Origin of the sequence: Glutamicibacter sp. (assembly GCF_032154645.1) — a bacterium.
In the GTDB taxonomy this organism is placed as follows: Bacteria; Actinomycetota; Actinomycetes; order Actinomycetales; family Micrococcaceae; genus Glutamicibacter.
Map to the genome: position 1 here is coordinate 257756 of NZ_JALDXV010000001.1, position 16841 is coordinate 274596.

General features: G+C 62.1%; 17 protein-coding genes. 9 read left to right on the forward strand and 8 right to left on the reverse strand.

Going from position 1 to position 16841, the window contains the following annotated elements:
- Positions 1 to 238: 238 nt before the first annotated feature.
- The 3 genes from RUH64_RS01185 to RUH64_RS01195 all read right to left on the reverse strand — a co-directional run bounded on the left by RUH64_RS01185 (position 239) and on the right by RUH64_RS01195 (position 3314).
- Complete coding sequence (locus RUH64_RS01185) at positions 239 to 2542, reverse strand: heavy metal translocating P-type ATPase (RefSeq protein WP_313810675.1); 2304 nt, start codon at positions 2540 to 2542, stop codon at positions 239 to 241.
- A gap of 64 nt (positions 2543 to 2606) precedes the next feature.
- Entirely contained in the window at positions 2607 to 2927 is a 321-nt protein-coding gene (locus RUH64_RS01190) for a heavy-metal-associated domain-containing protein (RefSeq protein ID WP_313810677.1), read from the reverse strand.
- Positions 2928 to 2984: 57 nt separating this feature from the next.
- A complete protein-coding gene (locus tag RUH64_RS01195) occupies positions 2985 to 3314 on the reverse strand; it encodes a metal-sensitive transcriptional regulator (RefSeq protein WP_313810679.1) in 330 nt (109 codons plus the stop codon).
- A 95-nt stretch (positions 3315 to 3409) separates the two neighbouring features.
- Between RUH64_RS01195 and RUH64_RS01200 the strand changes: the two genes are divergently transcribed.
- The 5 genes from RUH64_RS01200 to RUH64_RS01220 all read left to right on the forward strand — a co-directional run bounded on the left by RUH64_RS01200 (position 3410) and on the right by RUH64_RS01220 (position 7944).
- A complete protein-coding gene (locus RUH64_RS01200; protein WP_313810681.1) occupies positions 3410 to 4552 on the forward strand; it encodes a peptidoglycan bridge formation glycyltransferase FemA/FemB family protein in 1143 nt (380 codons plus the stop codon).
- Positions 4553 to 4565: 13 nt separating this feature from the next.
- Entirely contained in the window at positions 4566 to 5837 is a 1272-nt protein-coding gene (locus tag RUH64_RS01205) for a carbamoyl-phosphate synthase (RefSeq protein ID WP_313810683.1), read from the forward strand.
- Positions 5838 to 5919: 82 nt separating this feature from the next.
- Positions 5920 to 6297 carry a DUF202 domain-containing protein gene (locus RUH64_RS01210; RefSeq protein ID WP_313810685.1) on the forward strand — a complete coding sequence of 126 codons (378 nt, stop codon included), beginning with the start codon at positions 5920 to 5922 and terminating at the stop codon, positions 6295 to 6297.
- Between the two features lies 1 nt (position 6298).
- Positions 6299 to 6631 (forward strand): DUF202 domain-containing protein, encoded by a 333-nt coding sequence (locus RUH64_RS01215; RefSeq protein ID WP_313810686.1) that lies wholly within the window; start codon positions 6299 to 6301, stop codon positions 6629 to 6631.
- Positions 6632 to 6696: 65 nt separating this feature from the next.
- The gene (locus RUH64_RS01220) at positions 6697 to 7944 is read left to right on the forward strand and encodes an MFS transporter (protein ID WP_313810687.1); all 1248 of its coding nucleotides are present in this window, start codon (positions 6697 to 6699) and stop codon (positions 7942 to 7944) included.
- Here RUH64_RS01220 and RUH64_RS01225 read toward each other — a convergent pair.
- Positions 7941 to 8711, reverse strand: coding sequence for a DUF2786 domain-containing protein (locus RUH64_RS01225; protein ID WP_313810688.1), 771 nt, complete (start codon positions 8709 to 8711; stop codon positions 7941 to 7943). The two genes, RUH64_RS01220 and RUH64_RS01225, sit on opposite strands and share 4 nt — an antisense overlap.
- 215 nt (positions 8712 to 8926) lie before the next feature.
- On the opposite strand from RUH64_RS01225, the gene RUH64_RS01230 reads away from it, so the two are divergent.
- Positions 8927 to 9091: a hypothetical protein gene (locus RUH64_RS01230; RefSeq protein WP_313810689.1), complete on the forward strand. Its 165-nt coding sequence runs from the start codon at positions 8927 to 8929 to the stop codon at positions 9089 to 9091.
- On the opposite strand, the gene RUH64_RS01235 is transcribed toward RUH64_RS01230, so the two are convergent.
- Complete coding sequence (locus RUH64_RS01235; protein ID WP_313810690.1) at positions 9088 to 9765, reverse strand: helix-turn-helix domain-containing protein; 678 nt, start codon at positions 9763 to 9765, stop codon at positions 9088 to 9090. The two genes, RUH64_RS01230 and RUH64_RS01235, sit on opposite strands and share 4 nt — an antisense overlap.
- 189 nt (positions 9766 to 9954) lie before the next feature.
- Between RUH64_RS01235 and RUH64_RS01240 the strand changes: the two genes are divergently transcribed.
- Both RUH64_RS01240 and RUH64_RS01245 read left to right on the forward strand, forming a co-directional pair.
- Positions 9955 to 11865 carry an FAD-dependent monooxygenase gene (locus tag RUH64_RS01240; RefSeq protein WP_313810691.1) on the forward strand — a complete coding sequence of 637 codons (1911 nt, stop codon included), beginning with the start codon at positions 9955 to 9957 and terminating at the stop codon, positions 11863 to 11865.
- Between the two features lie 79 nt (positions 11866 to 11944).
- A complete protein-coding gene (locus RUH64_RS01245; RefSeq protein ID WP_313810693.1) occupies positions 11945 to 12664 on the forward strand; it encodes an AAA family ATPase in 720 nt (239 codons plus the stop codon).
- Here the strand turns inward: RUH64_RS01245 and RUH64_RS01250 are convergent.
- Positions 12661 to 13710, reverse strand: a complete 1050-nt coding sequence (locus tag RUH64_RS01250; RefSeq protein ID WP_313810694.1) for a proline racemase family protein — start codon at positions 13708 to 13710, stop codon at positions 12661 to 12663. The genes RUH64_RS01245 and RUH64_RS01250 overlap by 4 nt on opposite strands.
- A gap of 291 nt (positions 13711 to 14001) precedes the next feature.
- Between RUH64_RS01250 and RUH64_RS01255 the strand changes: the two genes are divergently transcribed.
- Complete coding sequence (locus RUH64_RS01255) at positions 14002 to 14832, forward strand: PspA/IM30 family protein (RefSeq protein WP_313810696.1); 831 nt, start codon at positions 14002 to 14004, stop codon at positions 14830 to 14832.
- Between the two features lie 377 nt (positions 14833 to 15209).
- Here RUH64_RS01255 and RUH64_RS01260 read toward each other — a convergent pair whose 3' ends face one another.
- Together RUH64_RS01260 and RUH64_RS01265 are read right to left on the reverse strand one after the other, a co-directional pair.
- Positions 15210 to 16049 carry an ATP-binding cassette domain-containing protein gene (locus RUH64_RS01260; protein ID WP_313810698.1) on the reverse strand — a complete coding sequence of 280 codons (840 nt, stop codon included), beginning with the start codon at positions 16047 to 16049 and terminating at the stop codon, positions 15210 to 15212.
- Positions 16046 to 16840, reverse strand: a complete 795-nt coding sequence (locus RUH64_RS01265) for an ABC transporter ATP-binding protein (protein ID WP_313810700.1) — start codon at positions 16838 to 16840, stop codon at positions 16046 to 16048. The genes RUH64_RS01260 and RUH64_RS01265 overlap by 4 nt, the downstream gene beginning before the upstream one ends.
- Position 16841: the final 1 nt, after the last annotated feature.

Here is a 16841-nt window from a genome sequence, read left to right on the forward strand (position 1 = left end):
ACAGCGGCATAGGGATGTCAGGTGCTACTCAGGCTGCTACCCGGTTTCTTGGCAGAAGTAGGTATCCGCCTGAGGATGTGCCTGAGTGGCTCAAAGGGGAGAGAAATCTGGCGCCGAGTGATGTCGTTGTCGTCTGCCACGATTCCACCTCGAATGCCGACGCATCACCGCAAACCCCAGGGGCCCGCGCCCCGGTCGGAGAAGACCGGGGCGCGGGCCCCTGGAGGTGATGCGCCAGCTACCTGCCGAAGCGGCGCAGGCGCAGCGAGTTGAGTACCACCAGCACCGAGCTGGCGGCCATGGCGCCGCCGGCGATCATCGGGTTCAGCAGCCCCAGGGCCGCGATCGGGATGCCCGCGGTGTTGTAGGCGAAGGCCCAGAACAGGTTCATCTTGATGGTTGACAGCGTCTTGGCGGACAGGTCGATGGCGGCGGTGACCTGGTGCAGGTCGTTCCCCATCAGGGTGATGTCGGCCGCCTCGATGGCCACGTCGGTGCCCGAACCCATGGCGATGCCCAGGTCCGCCTGGGCCAGGGCCGGGGCGTCGTTCACGCCGTCGCCGACCATGGCCACCACGCGTCCTTGCTCCTGCAGGGCGGTGATTGCCTTGGCCTTGTCCGCGGGGAAGACCCCGGCGAACACGTCCTCGGAGGCGATGCCCACCTGCGCGGCGACCTTGGCCGCCACCGACTGGTTATCGCCGGTCAGCAGCACCACGCGCAGTCCGCGCTGCTGCAGTTCGGCAATGGCCGCGGCGCTGGAATCCTTGATCTTATCCGCGACGCTGATCACCGCCTGGAACGCTCCGTCCACCGAGACCAGGATCGCCGTGGCACCCTCGGACTCTGCGTCGGCGAGCATGGTGCGGGCCTGCTGGTCCAACTCGGTGCCCTGGGCGGCGAGCCAGCTGGCCCGGCCGACGACCACCTTGCGGCCCTCGACCATGCCGAGCACGCCGCCGCCGGGATCCGAATCGAAGCCGGAGACCTGGGCCAGCTCGCCCCGGTCTGCCGCGGCCTTGGCGATGGCCTGGGCGATCGGGTGCTCGGAGTGGTGCTCCACGGAGCCTGCCAGCCTCAGCACCTGGTCCGGGTCGACGCCCTTCAGGGCAGTGGTGCCCAGGTGGGTCATCACGCCGGTGGTGACGGTGCCGGTCTTATCCAGCACGATGGTGTCCAATTTGCGGGTATCTTCCAGCACCTGCGGTCCGCGGATCAGGATGCCCAGCTGGGCGCCGCGGCCGGTGCCCACCAGCAGCCCGATGGGCGTTGCCAGACCGAGGGCGCAGGGGCAGGCGATGACCAGCACGGCGACCGCGGCGGTGAAGGCTGCATAGATGTCGCCGGTACCCAGCCACCAGGCCAGGAAGGTGAGCACCGCGATGCCCAAGACGATCGGGACGAAGACCGCGGAGATCCTGTCCGCTAGGCGGGCGATCGGCGCCTTGCCCGACTGCGCCTCGGAAACCAGCCGGCCCATCTGGGCCAGGGTGGTGTCGGCGCCCACGCGGGTGGCGCGGATGACCAGTCGTCCGGAGGCGTTCAGCGTGGCTCCGGTGACCTCGTCGCCCTCGCCCGCCTTCTGTGGGACAGATTCGCCGGTGATCAGCGAGGTGTCGATGGCGCTGGCGCCGGAGACGACCACGCCGTCGGTGGCGATCTTTTCACCCGGGCGGACCACGAACTGATCGCCCACCTGGACCTGATCGGCCCGGATCTTCACCTCGGCGCCGTCGCGCAGCACCACGGCGTCCTTGGCGCCCAGGTTCAGCAGCGACTTCAGTGCGTCGCTGGCCGAAGATTTGGCGCGGTGTTCGAGGTAGCGGCCGAGCAGCAGCAGCGTTGCCACCACGCCGGCGGTTTCGAAGTAGAGCTCGTGCTCGCTCATCTTCATTCCGGTGTGGGCGGTCATCGACGGATCGAGGATCAGCTGCACCGCGGAGAACAGGTAGGCGGCCAGCACGCCGATGGAGACCAGCGTGTCCATGGTGGAGGCGAAGTGCCGGGCGTTGATGGCAGCTGCCTTGTGGAAGGGCCAGGCCCCGTAGAGCACCACGGGGGTGGCTAGGGCGAAGGCCACCCAGCCCCAGTTGGGGAACTGGGCGGCTGGCACCATGGAGATGATGAACAGCGGGACGGTGAAGATCGCGGAGATGATCAGGCGGCGCAGTAGGTGGCTGGGAACCAGGTGGTCGTGGCCGCCGTGCGAGCCGTGTTCATCCTCGTGAGACATGGTTTCGTGCTGATCTTCGCGGCCGCCGTGGTGTTCGTGGCTGGTGTGCGCCGCCGGATGGGCCGGGGCCTTCACATTGGCCGAGTAGCCTGCGGCTGCAACCGTCTGGATCAGCTGTTCGTTGGTGACGTCTGCCGGAACCTGGACCTTGGCGCTCTCCAGCGGCAGGTTGACCATGGCGCTGACACCGGGCAGTTTGCCCAGTTTGCGTTCCACGCGGTTGACGCAGGAAGCGCAGGTCATGCCCTGGATGTCAAGGTCTACGGTACGCAGGTCCGGGGTGGGATCCTGGTGGGTTTCGGAAGTCATGATGGGTTACCTTTGCACTTTTCTGCCGCCCTGGGGTGGCGGCTAGGTGCCCGGCGCGTTGCGGCTAGGCGTTGATTGCCTCGACGGTGTAGCCCGCTTCGTCGATGGCGTTTCGGATGCTCTCTTCGCTCAGGGCGGTCAAGGAGCTGACGGTGGCGGTGGAAACGCCCGAAGCGTTCAGGATGACGTCGACGTTTTCGACGCCGGCGATTTCCTTGAGCTCTTCGGTGACCGAAGCCACGCAGTGTCCGCAGGTCATGCCCGAAATCTTTACCTCGGTCTGGGTCTGAACCGGGGTTGCCTCGGGGCGCGGAATGATCTGCAGCAGGTCATTTGCCTCATCGGCGTTGTTGGAGGAGCATCCGCATCCGCAGTTCTGGCTCATGATTTTGCTCTCTTTCGAGTAGTGGTGATGGGTGGGCGATAGGGTCGGTGGGCGCGTTCAGCGCACGAGGCGCGAGATTGCCGCGGTGGCCTCGGTGATCTTGTCATTGACGTAGGACTCGTCACCGGTTTCAAGGGACTTCTGTGCTGCGTCAACCACGCAGTGCCCGATGTGGTCTTCGACCAACTGGACGCTGACCTTGTGCAACGCCGCGTTGATCGCGGAGATCTGGGTCAGGATGTCGATGCAGTACTTGTCGTCGTCGACCATCTTGGCCACCCCGCGAACCTGGCCCTCAATGCGGCTCAGGCGCCGCTGGAGCGCGGCCTTATCGGCGTGGTAGCCGTGATGGTGTTCCTGCGCATCGTGTGCTGGGTTCGTGTCCATACTTCGATCATACCCCTAGGGGGTATCCTGTCAAGTACCCCTAGGGGGTATTTTAATCACGGGTTTCTCAGGCCGGACACGATAGGATTTCAACCGTGAGCCACAATGAACTGCACGTGCGTCCGATTTCAAGCACCGAACACTCAGCCTTCCTTGCGAGCGCCCAAGACGTCAGCTTCCTGCAGCGGCCGGAGTGGGCCGCGGTCAAGGGCGGGTGGCGCGGCGAATCCCTGGGCTGGTTCGACGGCGACAAGCTGGTGGGCGCCGCGCTGGTGCTGCACCGCAGTGCACCGGTGATCAAAAAGACCCTCGCCTATATTCCCGACGGTCCCGTGATCGACTTCTCGGCCTTCGAACCGCAGGCGGTGCTGACGCCGCTGGCTGCCTACCTGAAAAACCGCGGAGCCTTCACGCTGAAGATGGGCCCGGGGTTGACGGTGCGCACCTGGGGCGCCGCCGCCGTGCGCAAGAATCTGGGCAAGGAGGGCTTTGAGAAGCTCTCGGACCTTGAGGTGCTCAACGAGTCTTCCCCCGCACTGGCGCTGAACGACGCGCTGACCCAGCTGGGCTTCACCAAGGAAGACGTGGGTCTGGACTTCGCTGCCGGACAGCCGGAATACGTGGCCCGCGTGGCCCTGCAGGACGAGTCCGGCCAGCAGCTGGACATCGAGCAGGTCATGGCCAGCTACTCCGCAACCACGCGCAACGAAACCCGCAAGGCGCTGAAGAGCACCCTGAAGGTGGAGGTCGGTCAGGTTGAAGACATGGCGCGCTTCCACGCCCTGTACAACCACACCGCAGACCGCCAGGAATTCACCGGCCGTCCGCTGAGCTACTTCGAGAAGATGCATACAGTGCTCAACGCCGCGGTGCCGGGCTCCTGCACCCTGTACATCGCCAGCAACGAAGGAACGGATCTGGCCGCGTCCATCGTGATCCGCTCCTCGAACCTCGCCTGGTACCTCTACGGCGCCTCCTCCTCCGAACAGCGCAAGCTCTTCGCGCCGAAGGCCATCATGCAGCACATGGTCGCCGACTCCATTCAGGCAGGCTGCCGCTACCTCGACCAGGGCGGCGTGAGCGCCACCCTGGATAAGGAACACCACCTGTCCGGCCTGACCAAGTTCAAGACCAACACCGGCTGCGACATCGTGCAGACCAACGGCGAATGGGACCTGGCGTTGAACAAGCCCCTGGCCTGGGCCTTTGAAAAGTACATGAACTGGCGCAAGAAGTAGGAGCCGCACACCCATGGCAATTGATCCACAGCAGCGCTTCGTCCCGGTCATCCTGGGCGGAGACATCGGCACCTACACCCTGGCCCGTGAATTCTTCGAGGCCTACCAGGTGCGCTCGGTGGTGCTTCCCGCCGCCGGCAACGGGGTCATCGAACATTCCGTGGCCATCGACCTGCGCCCCATCGGCTCCATGGCCGACGAGTCCAGGGTCGTCGCCGCGCTGATCGACCTGGCGCGGGAGCTCGACTCGACACGGCGCCCGCTGATGCTCTTCGGCTCGCTGGACTTCCACATCATGCTCATTGCCAAGCACCGTGCGGCGCTTGAAGAGCACTATGTCATCCCGTACCCGGAGCTTGAGGTCATCGAGGCGGCGGCGCTGAAGGAAAACTTCTATGCGCTCGCCGAGAGCCTGGGCATCGCCCACCCGCGCACCGCCGTCTACCATCCGGGCGACGTGCTGTCGCAGCTGGCGGGCGAGCTGACCTTCCCGCTGATCGGCAAGCCGTCGAGCTCGGGGGACTGGATCGCAGCGAAGTTCGAGGGCAAGCAGAAGATCCACACCATCGAGAACTTCGGCCAGCTGGCGGAGCTGATGGCGAAGATCGACGGCGCGGGCTACAGCTCCGGCTACATCCTGCAGGAGTATGTGCCCGGCGGCGACGATGCCATGCGCCTGTGCACCTACTTCGCCACCAATGAACGCAAGGTCATCTTCGCCGGCTACGGCGAGGTGGTCATCGAGGAGCACGCGCCGCTGGTGCTGGGCAACTCGGCGGCCATCGTCACCGGCCGCAACGACCAAATGGCGGCCGACGGTGCACGCATGCTGCAGGAGCTGGGCTGGCGCGGCATTGCCATGATCGATGCCAAATACGACCACCGCGACGGGCAGATCAAGTTCTTCGAGATCAACCCGCGCCTAGGCCGCAACCATTTCTACCTCACCGCCGCCGGGGTGAATCCTGCCCGCTTCTATGTCACCGAGTTCCTCGGGCCGCAGTTCGATGCCGACAGCGTTGAAACCAGTGCCGTGGTGCCCACCGATGCCGGAGTGCTGCAGCTGAGCCGCGAACAGCTTTTTACCGTGCTGCCGCACCACCTGCTGCGCCGCTTCCTGGACAGCGATACCGGGCGCAAGGCTGCGATGCTGCTCAAGTCAGGCAAGGTGTCCAACCCGTTGAAGTTCGCCCCGGAGAAGAATCCGCGCCGCCGGGTGTATCTGCTGCTCAACGCGGTCAACCACTACGTCAAGTACAAGAAGTTCCCACCGCGCAGCCTGTAATCCGGCGGCCGTTGCCCGGCTGGTTCCCTTGAACCTAGGCTGGGGAACAGGTGAGATTTTGCGACCCATGGCAAGGATTGAAATGGAAGAACACGAGCGGGGTGGATTTGCCCGTCGCGTATTGGGCGAGGGCAGCGAGCCCGACCCCCGATTTACGCTGGCCAATGAGCGCACCTTTCTGGCTTGGATCCGTACGTCGCTGGCCTTCCTGGGCGGCGGCATTGCGATCGAGGCCTTCACCGCCAGCGCCTTTCCGACGCCGCTGCGCACGGTGCTCTCGGTGGTGGTCATCGCCGTGGGCGCCCTGATTGCCCTGGGCGCAGGTATTCGCTGGATCCGAGTGGAGCGAAGCATGCGCACCGGAAAGCCGCTGCCGCTGCCGGGGATCGTTCCGCTGCTCAGCGGGGCCGCGGTGGCGGGGGCGCTGGTGGTCTTCCTAATGATTCTGCAGGACCTTTAGCTTGGGCAAGAGGCAGATTCCCATCGCCGACCCGGGACTGCAGCCCGAGCGGACGGTGCTGTCCTGGGGGCGGACCCTTTTGTCTTTTCTCGTGGTTTCGGTGGTCCTGATGCGTTGGCTGCCGCACTACGGCCAAGGAGTGCTGATTCCGACAGGGCTTGGAATCTTCGTGGGCCTTCTCATCTACCTCACCCAGGTGAGGCGCTATCGCTTCATGGCCCACGGGCTGCATGCCGAGCGGGTTCCGGCGAACGTTGCTTCGGTGCTGACGATGAGCCTGGCCATTGTGGTTCTGGCCTGCTGCGCCCTGGTGCTGGTCGTCTTGGACCTGTGAACTGTCTTTAAGCTTCGTCACTTAGGTTCGACGTTATAGAGCTAGGCTATTAGAATTGGTATACCATGTTAGATTCTTCGAAGAGCCGCCCTCCTGTATCCCGCACCTTCAGCGTTCTGTTGGTGATCGCCATCGTCCTGGCCGCCTTGAACCTGAGACCTGCGGTGACCTCGCTGGGTGCTTTGCTGGACCCGGCGATCCAAGGTCTGCAGATGAACGGGTTCATCGCGGGAATCATCACCGGCGTCCCACCGCTGTGCTTTGCACTGCTCGGGCCCCTGGCTCCCAAGCTGGCGGGTAAGCGCGGACCAGAGCTTGTGGTCATGGGCGCCATGGGTGCCATCCTGGTGGGCATCCTGCTGCGGTCCATCGCCCCGGAAACCTGGACCTTCTTGCTCTGCACCGCCTTGGCCTTGGCCGGCATCGCCATCGGCAATGTGCTGATGCCGGTGCTCGTGAACCGCTGGTTCCCGCACAAGCTGGGACTGGTCACCGGCGCCTACACGACATCGATCTCCCTGGGCGCCGCGGTGGTTGCCGGGGTCGCGGTGCCGGTGAACGAGGCGCTGGGCGGCAACTGGCGTGTGGGCCTGGCCGTCTGGGGCATTCCAGCCCTGGTGGCATTGGTCGTCTGGCTCATCGTGTTCCTTGGGCTGCGATCGCAGATCGCGGCGAAGAACGCGGGGCTGAAGCAGGAGGCATCGACCCAGACTCCCGTGGGTCCGATGTCCAAGAACGCCACCGCCTGGTGGGTCGCGATCTTCTTTGGAATGCAGGCCTCGGTGGCCTACATCTTCATGGGCTGGGCCCCGAAGATCTTCACCGACCTCGGCGTGAACCCGGCCTCGGCCGGCGTGCTGCTGGCCATCATCATGGGCGTCGGCGTGCCGTTGGCCTTCGTGATGCCGTCGCTGGCCTCGCGCTTCCCGCATCAGGGTCCGCTGGTCATCATCAACGGCGTCGCGGGACTCATCGCCATCGCCGGCATGCTCACGATCCCCGTCCAGGGCGCCTACCTCTGGGCCGTCTTGCTGGGCGTCTGCGGATCGAACTTCCCGCTGGCACTGACCATGATCGGCCTGAAGTCCCGCACCGCCGCCGGCGTCGCCAAGCTCTCGGCCTTTGGGCAGTCGGTGGGCTACCTCTTGGCCATCCCCGGGCCCTTCGCCGTGGGTGCGCTGCATGAGGTGACGCAGTCATGGACCCCGTCGATCTGGCTGCTGGGTTCCCTCATCGTGCTGCAGACCATCACCGGCATGATGGCAGGCCGTCCGCGCTACGTCGAAGACGAACACCGCATCGAAATCCACTAACTGGCAACCTCGCCGGCGGCGGTCCCACCGGAGTTGAGACGCTTCTCAAAGCCCAAGTGCGCCCGGTTGCCGGCGACCCGTCCAGCCAGCATCGCCCCCGCGCTGCCGCTGGCGGTGCGGTTGCGGCTGCGGCGCAGGAACGGATACTGCTCGGAGACAAAGTCATCCACCTGTTCCTTGCGGCCGACCAGGACCAGCTCCGTTCCGGTGCCCGACTGCGTGGTTTCCTGCGCATAGAGGTTCTTGATGCGCGACGCGACCTGGAAGAGGAAGCTGCGCTGGAACTCCCTGCGTTCGATCCGCTTTTCCGAGTCGCTGTGCTGCCAAGTCCAGAGCTTGCCTTCCGTATCCCACCACTGGCTCATCGCGCTGCCCGCCTGCACCAGCAGCGAGGAAAACAGCGTTCTGACGGTGGCAACATCTGATTCGTGGCCGATGATATACAGCCGGCAGTAGTTCGAATAGTTGGTCTGCAACATGGTGATGGTTGGGAATGCGTGGCCGATGGCGCTGAGCCCGTCGCGCTGGCCCAGCCGATAGCTGCCGCGGATATCGAAGTGCACCTCGATCACCGGCTCCTGCTTCTTGCCCTGCTGCGCGCCCAGGGCATCCAGCTCAGCCTTGCCGATTCCGTAGCGGACCATGAGTCGCTCGGCATGCTCCTGAAATGCCTGCGCCTCGTGCGGGTACGGCGTATTCTCCGCCTTGTTCAGCAACAGGGCGATGCGTTCCTTCAAACGGTTGAGCTTGGTTTCAGGGGTGCTCATGATGCCTTCCTTGCAGGGCTGAGGCTGGGTTTTGGTTGGTGGTGGAGGCTGCTGGCCCCAGTCTGGCACCTTACCGAAAATTCTGCTCCCGGCACTGTGGATAACTTGCTGAGGCAATCCCTAGCCGGGGTAGGTTTCTGCGCGTAGAGTGAGTGAACCGCACTGGCCCCGTCGTCGGATTCCTCGGGGCCAAGCATGAACTATGGGAGGTTGAAATGGGCGATTTTCGGGCATACACCATGGAAGAACGTGCGACGTACCTGGCACCATCCTGTCAGCGCTGCGGCCAGCACCGCCACATTGTGTGGGAAAAGGTCGAAGGTACCGAAACCTATCTGCCGCGCGATGCGGGGTGCTCCAACGAGGCCTGCACCGCCTAGAGCCTGACACCCAGTGCGGTGGAAATTCCGGCCGACGCCTTGTGCAGCACCGCGACCACCCGGGACTCATCCACCTCGCGCGGCGGGTAAATCACCGCGATCGCGGCAGGCTTGCTTTGTGGCAGCAGCAGCGGCACGGCAATGGAAGTCAGTCCGGGGATGACCTCGTCGTGGCTGTACTCGAAGTCCTTGGCGGGGTACTGATCCGGGTGCAGCTGGGAACGGATCGCGCGACCTGGCGCCCCGTTGTCGATGGGGTGGCGGGTACCCGGGCGCTGTGCCACGGTGGCGTCGGCCGCACGGGGTTCGGCGGTGCTCAGGGTGACTGCTTCCTCCCCGTCGAATACGACCAGCAGGGCGGTCATCAACAGCTCGTCGGAGATCGCCGCCAGCGCCGGGGCCGCGGCGGACTGCAGCGACTGGGCTACGTTGCGGGCCAGGGCCCCCAGGCGTGCGCCGAGCTCAAGTTCCCCGGAGGCGGTGCGCTCAACGAACCCGTACTGCTCAAAGGTCTTCACCAACCGGTAGGCCATGGAGCGGTGGATTCCCAGCTGCGCTGCAAGTTCTGCAACGCTCAGCGGCTGCGGCGATTCGCCGATCAGGGTCAGTGCGTGAAGCCCTCGGCCCAGGGTCTGGGATCCGCCCTCAACGGCGGCCTTGTCGGAAGTGCTCATCTAATAATCTTTTCATCGCTGCTGGAAATTCCCGCGTTTGAAGGAACGGGACGTGACCTAGGTCTATGGGTGCTGTGATGCAGGTCTTGAAGACAGCGTACTTCAAAGCTAGGCTTGTATCTATAGTTACAACCGTGTCGCAATTATAGAGACGAAGACGTTTCTGCGACACCACAAGGGAGCCAGAATATGCAGATTCACCACAGGGGCTATGTTTCCGGAGATCCACGCGTCAAGACGGCGGCGGGCTATGGCGTCGATCGTCCCGCAGAAATTCCGGACCAGATGGATGTGCTGATCGTCGGCACCGGACCTGCCGCCTCGGTGGTCGCCGCGCAGCTCTCGCGCTTCCCCTCGGTCAACGCCCGCGCCATTGAGCTGCGCCCGGGACGCCTCGAGGTAGGCCAGGCCGACGGCATCCAGGCCCGCTCGGTGGAAACCTTCCAGGCCTTCGGCTTCGCCAACGAGGTCATCGAAGAGGCCTATCGCAATGTTGAAATGTGCTTCTGGACCCCGGACCCTGAGAATCCGCAGAACATCAAGCGCCACTCCCGCGCCGCCGACGACTCCACCGGCATGAGCGAGTTCCCGCACATCTACGTGAACCAGTCGCGCATCCTGGACTACTTCCTGCGCGATGCCGAACGCGCCCCGGGCAAGATCGTCCCGGACTACGGCGTCGAATTCCTGGACTGCCACATTGACCCGAGCGCCGAATACCCGGTCACCGCTCGCATCAAGTACACCGCGGGTGAGCGCGAGGGTGAAGAGCGCACCGTGCAGGCCAAGTACCTGGTCGGCGGCGACGGTGCCCGCAGTCAGGTGCGCCGCTCACTGGGCCACAAGCTGCACGGCGACGCCTCGATGCACGCCTGGGGCGTCATGGACGTCATGGTCAACACCGACTTCCCCGATATCCAGGTCAAGTGCTCCATCCAGTCCCACGAGGCGGGCAATATCCTGCTGATCCCGCGCGAGGGCGGTTACCTGGTCCGCTTCTACGTGGACCTTGGCGAACTGACCGCGGAAGATGCGGGAGCGATCCGCAAGACCCCGGTGGAACAGATCGTCGCCACCGCCAACCGCATCATCCACCCGTACACCATGGACGTGAAGAACGTCGCCTGGTTCTCCGTCTACGAGGTGGCGCACCGCATCACCGACGGCTTCGACGACGTGGAAGATGATGAGCGCGGCACCCGCTGCGCCCGCGCCTTCATCATGGGCGACGCCTGCCACACCCACTCGGCCAAGGCCGGCCAGGGCATGAACGTCTCCATCCAGGACGGCTTCAACCTTGGTTGGAAGCTCGCCGCCGTGCTGGAAGGCCGCGCCCCGATTTCCCTGCTGGACACCTACGCCGAGGAGCGCAAGGTCATCGCCCAGAACCTGATCGACTTCGACAAGGAATGGTCGACGCTGATGGCCAAGCCGGTGGACGAGTGGGAGGATCCGGACGAGCTCGAAAAGTACTACGTGAAGACCATGGAATTCCCCGCCGGCTTCATGACCCAGTACGAGGCCTCCGCCATCACCACCGGCACCGAACACCAGCACCTGGCAAAGGGCTTCCCCATCGGAAAGCGCTTCAAGTCCGCGGAGGTGATCCGCCGGGCGGACAACCGATGGCGCCACCTGGGCCACCTGCACGAGGCCGACGGACGCTGGCGTGTCTACGCCTTCGCCGACGCCGCGGCCCCTGCGCTGCAGGGCACCGCCATGGCCGACTTCGCCGCCTGGTGGGCCGAAGACGCCACCTCGCCACGCAACCTGTACACCCCTGCGGGGGGAGACGAAGACGCGGTCTTCGACCTGAAGGCCGTGTACCAGCAGGACTACACCGAGGTTGAACTGCACGACGTGCCCAAGACCTTCCAGCCGCTGAAGGTTCCCTTCGGCCTGCACGACATCAACCAGGTGTTCTCAGCAGGCCACGGACGCGACATCTTCCGCGACCGCGAGATCAGCACGGCGGGGGCCATCGTGGTGGTCCGCCCCGACCAGTATGTGGCGGGCATCTTCCCGCTGGATGCCCGTGATGAAATCTCCGAGTTCTTTGCAGGCAATATGCTCCCGGTGGAGCACGGCATTAAGGGCTAGAAAAATAGCAGCCGCAGCCGACCAATACCGCGTGGTGTTGGTCGGCTGACCTGTAGGTCCAGGCTGTTAGCGTCAAGCCATGAGCAACTACGCCGATCTGCTCCCGCTGCGCCGGGTGGCAGAGCACCGCCTTGCCCCGATGAACCGCGGAGAATGGCCCGCCACCATTCCGGCCGTCCGTCAGGTACTTGACGAAGGATTGGATTTTTCGGCGCTGACGGTCCTCGTGGGTGAAAACGGGGCAGGAAAATCCACGCTAGTTGAAGCCATCGCGGCCGCCTTCGGGATGAACGCCGAGGGCGGCACGGTCCACGCCATGCACCAAACGCAGGCTACCGAATCGCCGCTGGCACAGCATCTTCAGCTCGTGCGCAGCGCCGGCGGCTCGCGGCAGGGAGTGTTCCTGCGCGCCGAAACCATGCATGGGCATTTTGCCTATCTTGATTCCATCCTGTCCGGAGGGAAGAACAACTTCCAAAGCCACGGAGAATCCTTCATCGAGTTCTTCACCGACCGCGCCCCGATCAATGGGCTGTGGATCTTCGACGAGGCCGAATCCGCGTTGTCATTCAACGGCAGTCTGATGCTGCTCTCGCACATCAGCGACCTGTTGCGTGCCGGCTCTCAGATATTGCTCTCAACCCACTCACCGATTCTTGCCTCGCTGCCGCAGGCAACCATCTACGAGCTGGGGGAGTGGGGACTTCGGCAAAGCACTTATGACGAGCTGGACATGGTCCGCAGCTGGCGTTCATTCCTTGATGCGCCGGGCCGCTTCCTACGCCACTTCGAGGATTAGCGCAGGACAAATCCCGGGGTGAGATCATCGCGCGGGTCAATGACAAAAGTATGTTTACCGGTCTGAAATGCGGTGCCGGTGACCTGCGGAATAACCCCCTGGCGTCCCTCAACCACCAATTGTTCCAGCGCCGCCGCGGTGAACGTCGAACCGACGATCGAACCGTGCTTCAATACTTGTCCGGCAGCGAGGACGCCGCGCTCGGTCAGCGTCGCCACGCGGGCGCTGGTTCCAGATCCGCAGGGTGAACGGTCGACCTCGCCGTCGGCAAAAACCGTGGCATTGCGCTGAATCACCTCGGAGCCTACGGAGAGATCTTCAAAAACGATGGTCCCGTAGACCCCGCTCAGGCGTGGATCGCTGGGGTGCTGTGCATAAATTGATTCGTTCAGGGCCCACTTGATGTCGCGGCCGATTTCGATGATCTTGGCGTAGTTCTCCGGTGTCACACGCAGCCCCACGGACGCTGCATCAAGCTGTGCGTAAATGGCGCCGCCGAAGGTGACGTCGACGCTGACCTCGCCCAGTGCGGTGTGCACCGCTACGTCTGTGGCAAGCACGTAGCTTGCGACGTTGATGAATTCGGCGTGGGTCACGAGACCGGCCTGATCGGTGTGGACGCGGGAGATCACCCGGCCCGAGGGTACGTCGATCACCACGTCGGTGATGCCGGATGGGTCTGCCTGAACCCTGCCGTGTTCTATGGCCCAGATGCCTAAGGCGATGGTCCCGTGGCCACAGGCTGTAGAAAATCCGTCCTTGTGCCAGAAAAGCACCCCGAAGTGTGCGCCGGCATCATTGGGCTCGGTGATGAACCCGCCGTACATGTCGGCATGCCCGCGCGGTTCAAAGCACAAGATCTTCCTGATGCGTTCCACCCGAGGATCATTCATCGCGAAAACGCGTTTTGCCGGTACATCTACACCTTCAAGAGCAACTGGCAGATCGGTGATGATCCGGAAAGGTTCACCTGCGGTGTGGTAGTCGATGCTCTGATACTTCTCGTTGATCATGGTGCTTTCGGGGTTGAAGGATTTTGACTTCACGCTAAGGATGGGGCGAAGCGGCTGTCAATGCAGTTCGCTGCTGGCCATTGCCGATCGACCCGCTGATGTCATGTTTTCCAAACCGCCATTGAGGATTTTGACCTGTGTTTATGTGCAATTCGGCCAAGATGGACACGGTTCTCAGGGCTTAGCGAGCTGACAGGTTCCCGACACTCTTGGACGGCAGGGGAGTTCTCTGTGACTTGCTCGGGGTGGAACAAAAACGTTGTTGAATTCGGGAACCGAAACCACTTCCCCTAGAGTTAAAGATGCGAAACGAAGGGAAGTCACGTGGCCAAGAAACAATCAATTTGGGCTCGAATTTTCGGTATCGGCAAGGCCAACGCCAATGCCGCGATCGATGCGTTGGAAGATCCAAAGAAGATGCTAGACCAGACGGTCCGCGATTACACCAACAACATCGCAGAAGCCGAACAGGCGGTTGCCCAGACCATCGGAAACCTGCGTATGGCTGAAGACGACCTGGCTAAGGCCAAAACGGAAGCCGAAGACTGGGGCGCCAAGGCACTTGCCGCTTCGAATAAGGCTGAAGAATTCGCGGCCGCCGGAGACTCGGAAAATCAGTCGAAGTTCAACCAGCTGGCTACCGTAGCCATTCAGCGTCAGATGGCTGCGGAAAAGAAGGTCAACTCACTGGCGGCTACCGTCGGCACCCAGAACGAAGTGGTTGACAAGCTCAAAGCCGGGCTAAACACCATGCAAACCAAGCGTCAGGAGCTGGTCTCCAAGCGTGACGAACTGGTGGCGCGCGCCCGCAACGCGAAGACCCAGAACCAGATGATGGAAGCCGTCAAGGCGCTGGACGTCAATGATCCAAGCAGCGAGATCAGCCGCTTTGAGCAGAAAATCCGCGAGGACGAGGCCAAGGTGCGCGGTGCAGCTGAACTGGCAGCATCTTCCCTGGACTCGCAGTTTGCGCAGCTGGAAGATCTGGGCGCCGCCACCGAGGTGGATGCGCGCCTGGCCGCCATGAAGGCTGCCAACGCACCGCAGGCTGACATCCTGGAAGAGGCCGACGGTGCCCAAGCCATTGAAGCCAGCACCCCGGAGCTGTCGGAGATCGAGGCCCGCCTGGCGACCATGAAGAAGAATCAGGCCTAAAGCTTCTGTCGATTTTTTGATGACTCTTAGTTGGCGGAATTATGAACTATCCACCAATAATTCGCCGCACCAAGTTGCACGCCTTTCTAACAATTGAGCCGGAAACTTCCCGAGGTTGAGGATGCGACTAGGCGACTGAGCGTTGGAGGTATGTTGTCACGTTCCGAAGTGGGTGCGCTGACGTCAACCACTTTGGGGATGAAAGCATATATCTCAACGATTCGGTCGGCCACGATCAGAGCAACGATCGTGGCCGTCGCCGAGCATCTGGGGCATACCGATGGCAGACCCACTGGGACAAACGAGACATTACATCTACGAAATGTATCCTGCCAAAGAGCCGAGATAACTGCTAGGATCGATCCCTCGTCCGATTCCTAACTGAACGCCATTAATTCGTTGAATTCTTTCCTGGACTGAACCACCTTGTCCGGTTTCCAACCGGGCCCTGGAGTCGATGCGACTAGAAGCTTCGTATAAGGATGCTGCGGATGTGATAATACCTGCGTCGTATTCCCCTGTTCGACGAGCGAGCCACGAAATAACACTAGCGAACGCTGGCAAAGTTGCTGGATCACCGCTAGGTCGTGGCTTACAAACAGGTAACTTACATCTGAATCACGTTGAATCTCCGCGAGCAATTCCAATATCTGAGCTTGAACTGAAACGTCAAGGGCTGAAACAGCTTCGTCAAGCACAACAAGTTTCGGCTCCAATGCCAAGGCGCGAGCTATGGCAATGCGTTGACGTTGGCCACCCGAAAGTTCATGCGGTTTCGATTTTCCCTGCTGCTTGGTTAAACGGACACGGTCTAGCAACTCGGCTACACGCGACTCGGTTTCTCTGGACGAGGGCATCATGTGATGAGCCTTGAGTGCTCGACGTAAGGTTTCATCGACAGAAAGGTGCCTGTCAAGCGTCCCATTGGGATCCTGGAAAACCATCTGTACGGTTCTTGCCCGGCGCATTCTCTTCGTACGGCCGTGGGCAGGTGTGAGCCGATCATCACCGTCAATCACGGCGGACCCAGAATCGGCATGCTCAAGTCCTAGGAGAATGCGAGCGATAGTTGATTTTCCCGACCCCGATTCACCTACCAAACCCACAGCTTCCCCAGACTCGATAGAGAAGCTAACTTTGTTTACGGCGATCACGTCGGAAATGCTGTGGCGCATTCGAAATACCCGGTGCAGATCTGTGACTTCGACGAGGCTCATGATTCAACGCCCTTCTTCATGACCGGTGCAGTTTCGATAAGAGTCTGAGTGTAAGGATGGGTCGCTTCAGAAAACAGTCCCGGTTTATGTAGCGTTTCAACGATCTCGCCCCTTCGTAAAACATAAATACGGTCGCAAATGGCACCAGCGAGATGCAGATCGTGCGTAATGAACAGCATGCCCACACCGCGCTCGCGGATCTGCTTTTGAAAGATTGCCAAGACCTCTGCCTGAGTCGTGACGTCCAGTGCGCTAGTCGCTTCGTCAGCAAATATTAGACGAGGCTCTGTGCTCAAAGCTGCGGCGATTACGACACGTTGCAGCATGCCGCCGGAGAGCTCGTGCGGATACTGACGAACTCGTAACTCGGGATGCGTAATCCCCACCGTATCCAGCAATTCCACAATACGGTCGTTGGCTCGTGTCCTGGTCCATCCGTGAACACGCACCAATTGTTCTGCAAGTGAGTCACCGATCCGTCGTACAGGATTAAGCGCAGCTCGGGGATCCTGCTGTACCAGTGCGGCTTTATCGGCACGCACATTGCGTACGGTATTGGCATCAGCCCCAATCATTTCGACACCATCGACCTTGATGCTGCCAGTTAGTTCAGCTTCGTCACCATATAGCCTCAATGAGGCTCTAACGCTAGTCGACTTTCCAGAGCCTGATTCTCCAACGAGTCCGACTAATTCCCCTTGGGCAACCTCTAGATCAATTCCGTGCAAGATCTCAATAGGCTCCCCTCGTCGTTCAAACGCGAGCCGCAGGTCCTTAATTTCTAAGAGCACA

Coding starts and splice junctions, on each gene's coding strand:
- RUH64_RS01260 (WP_313810698.1), bottom strand. CDS start 16,049: ATGAGCCTCGTCGAAGTCACAGATCTGCACCGGGTATTTCGAATGCGC.
- RUH64_RS01210 (WP_313810685.1), top strand. CDS start 5,920: ATGGAAGAACACGAGCGGGGTGGATTTGCCCGTCGCGTATTGGGCGAG.
- RUH64_RS01190 (WP_313810677.1), bottom strand. CDS start 2,927: ATGAGCCAGAACTGCGGATGCGGATGCTCCTCCAACAACGCCGATGAG.
- RUH64_RS01195 (WP_313810679.1), bottom strand. CDS start 3,314: ATGGACACGAACCCAGCACACGATGCGCAGGAACACCATCACGGCTAC.
- RUH64_RS01245 (WP_313810693.1), top strand. CDS start 11,945: ATGAGCAACTACGCCGATCTGCTCCCGCTGCGCCGGGTGGCAGAGCAC.
- RUH64_RS01230 (WP_313810689.1), top strand. CDS start 8,927: ATGGGCGATTTTCGGGCATACACCATGGAAGAACGTGCGACGTACCTG.
- RUH64_RS01185 (WP_313810675.1), bottom strand. CDS start 2,542: ATGACTTCCGAAACCCACCAGGATCCCACCCCGGACCTGCGTACCGTA.
- RUH64_RS01205 (WP_313810683.1), top strand. CDS start 4,566: ATGGCAATTGATCCACAGCAGCGCTTCGTCCCGGTCATCCTGGGCGGA.
- RUH64_RS01240 (WP_313810691.1), top strand. CDS start 9,955: ATGCAGATTCACCACAGGGGCTATGTTTCCGGAGATCCACGCGTCAAG.
- RUH64_RS01225 (WP_313810688.1), bottom strand. CDS start 8,711: ATGAGCACCCCTGAAACCAAGCTCAACCGTTTGAAGGAACGCATCGCC.
- RUH64_RS01235 (WP_313810690.1), bottom strand. CDS start 9,765: ATGAGCACTTCCGACAAGGCCGCCGTTGAGGGCGGATCCCAGACCCTG.
- RUH64_RS01220 (WP_313810687.1), top strand. CDS start 6,697: ATGTTAGATTCTTCGAAGAGCCGCCCTCCTGTATCCCGCACCTTCAGC.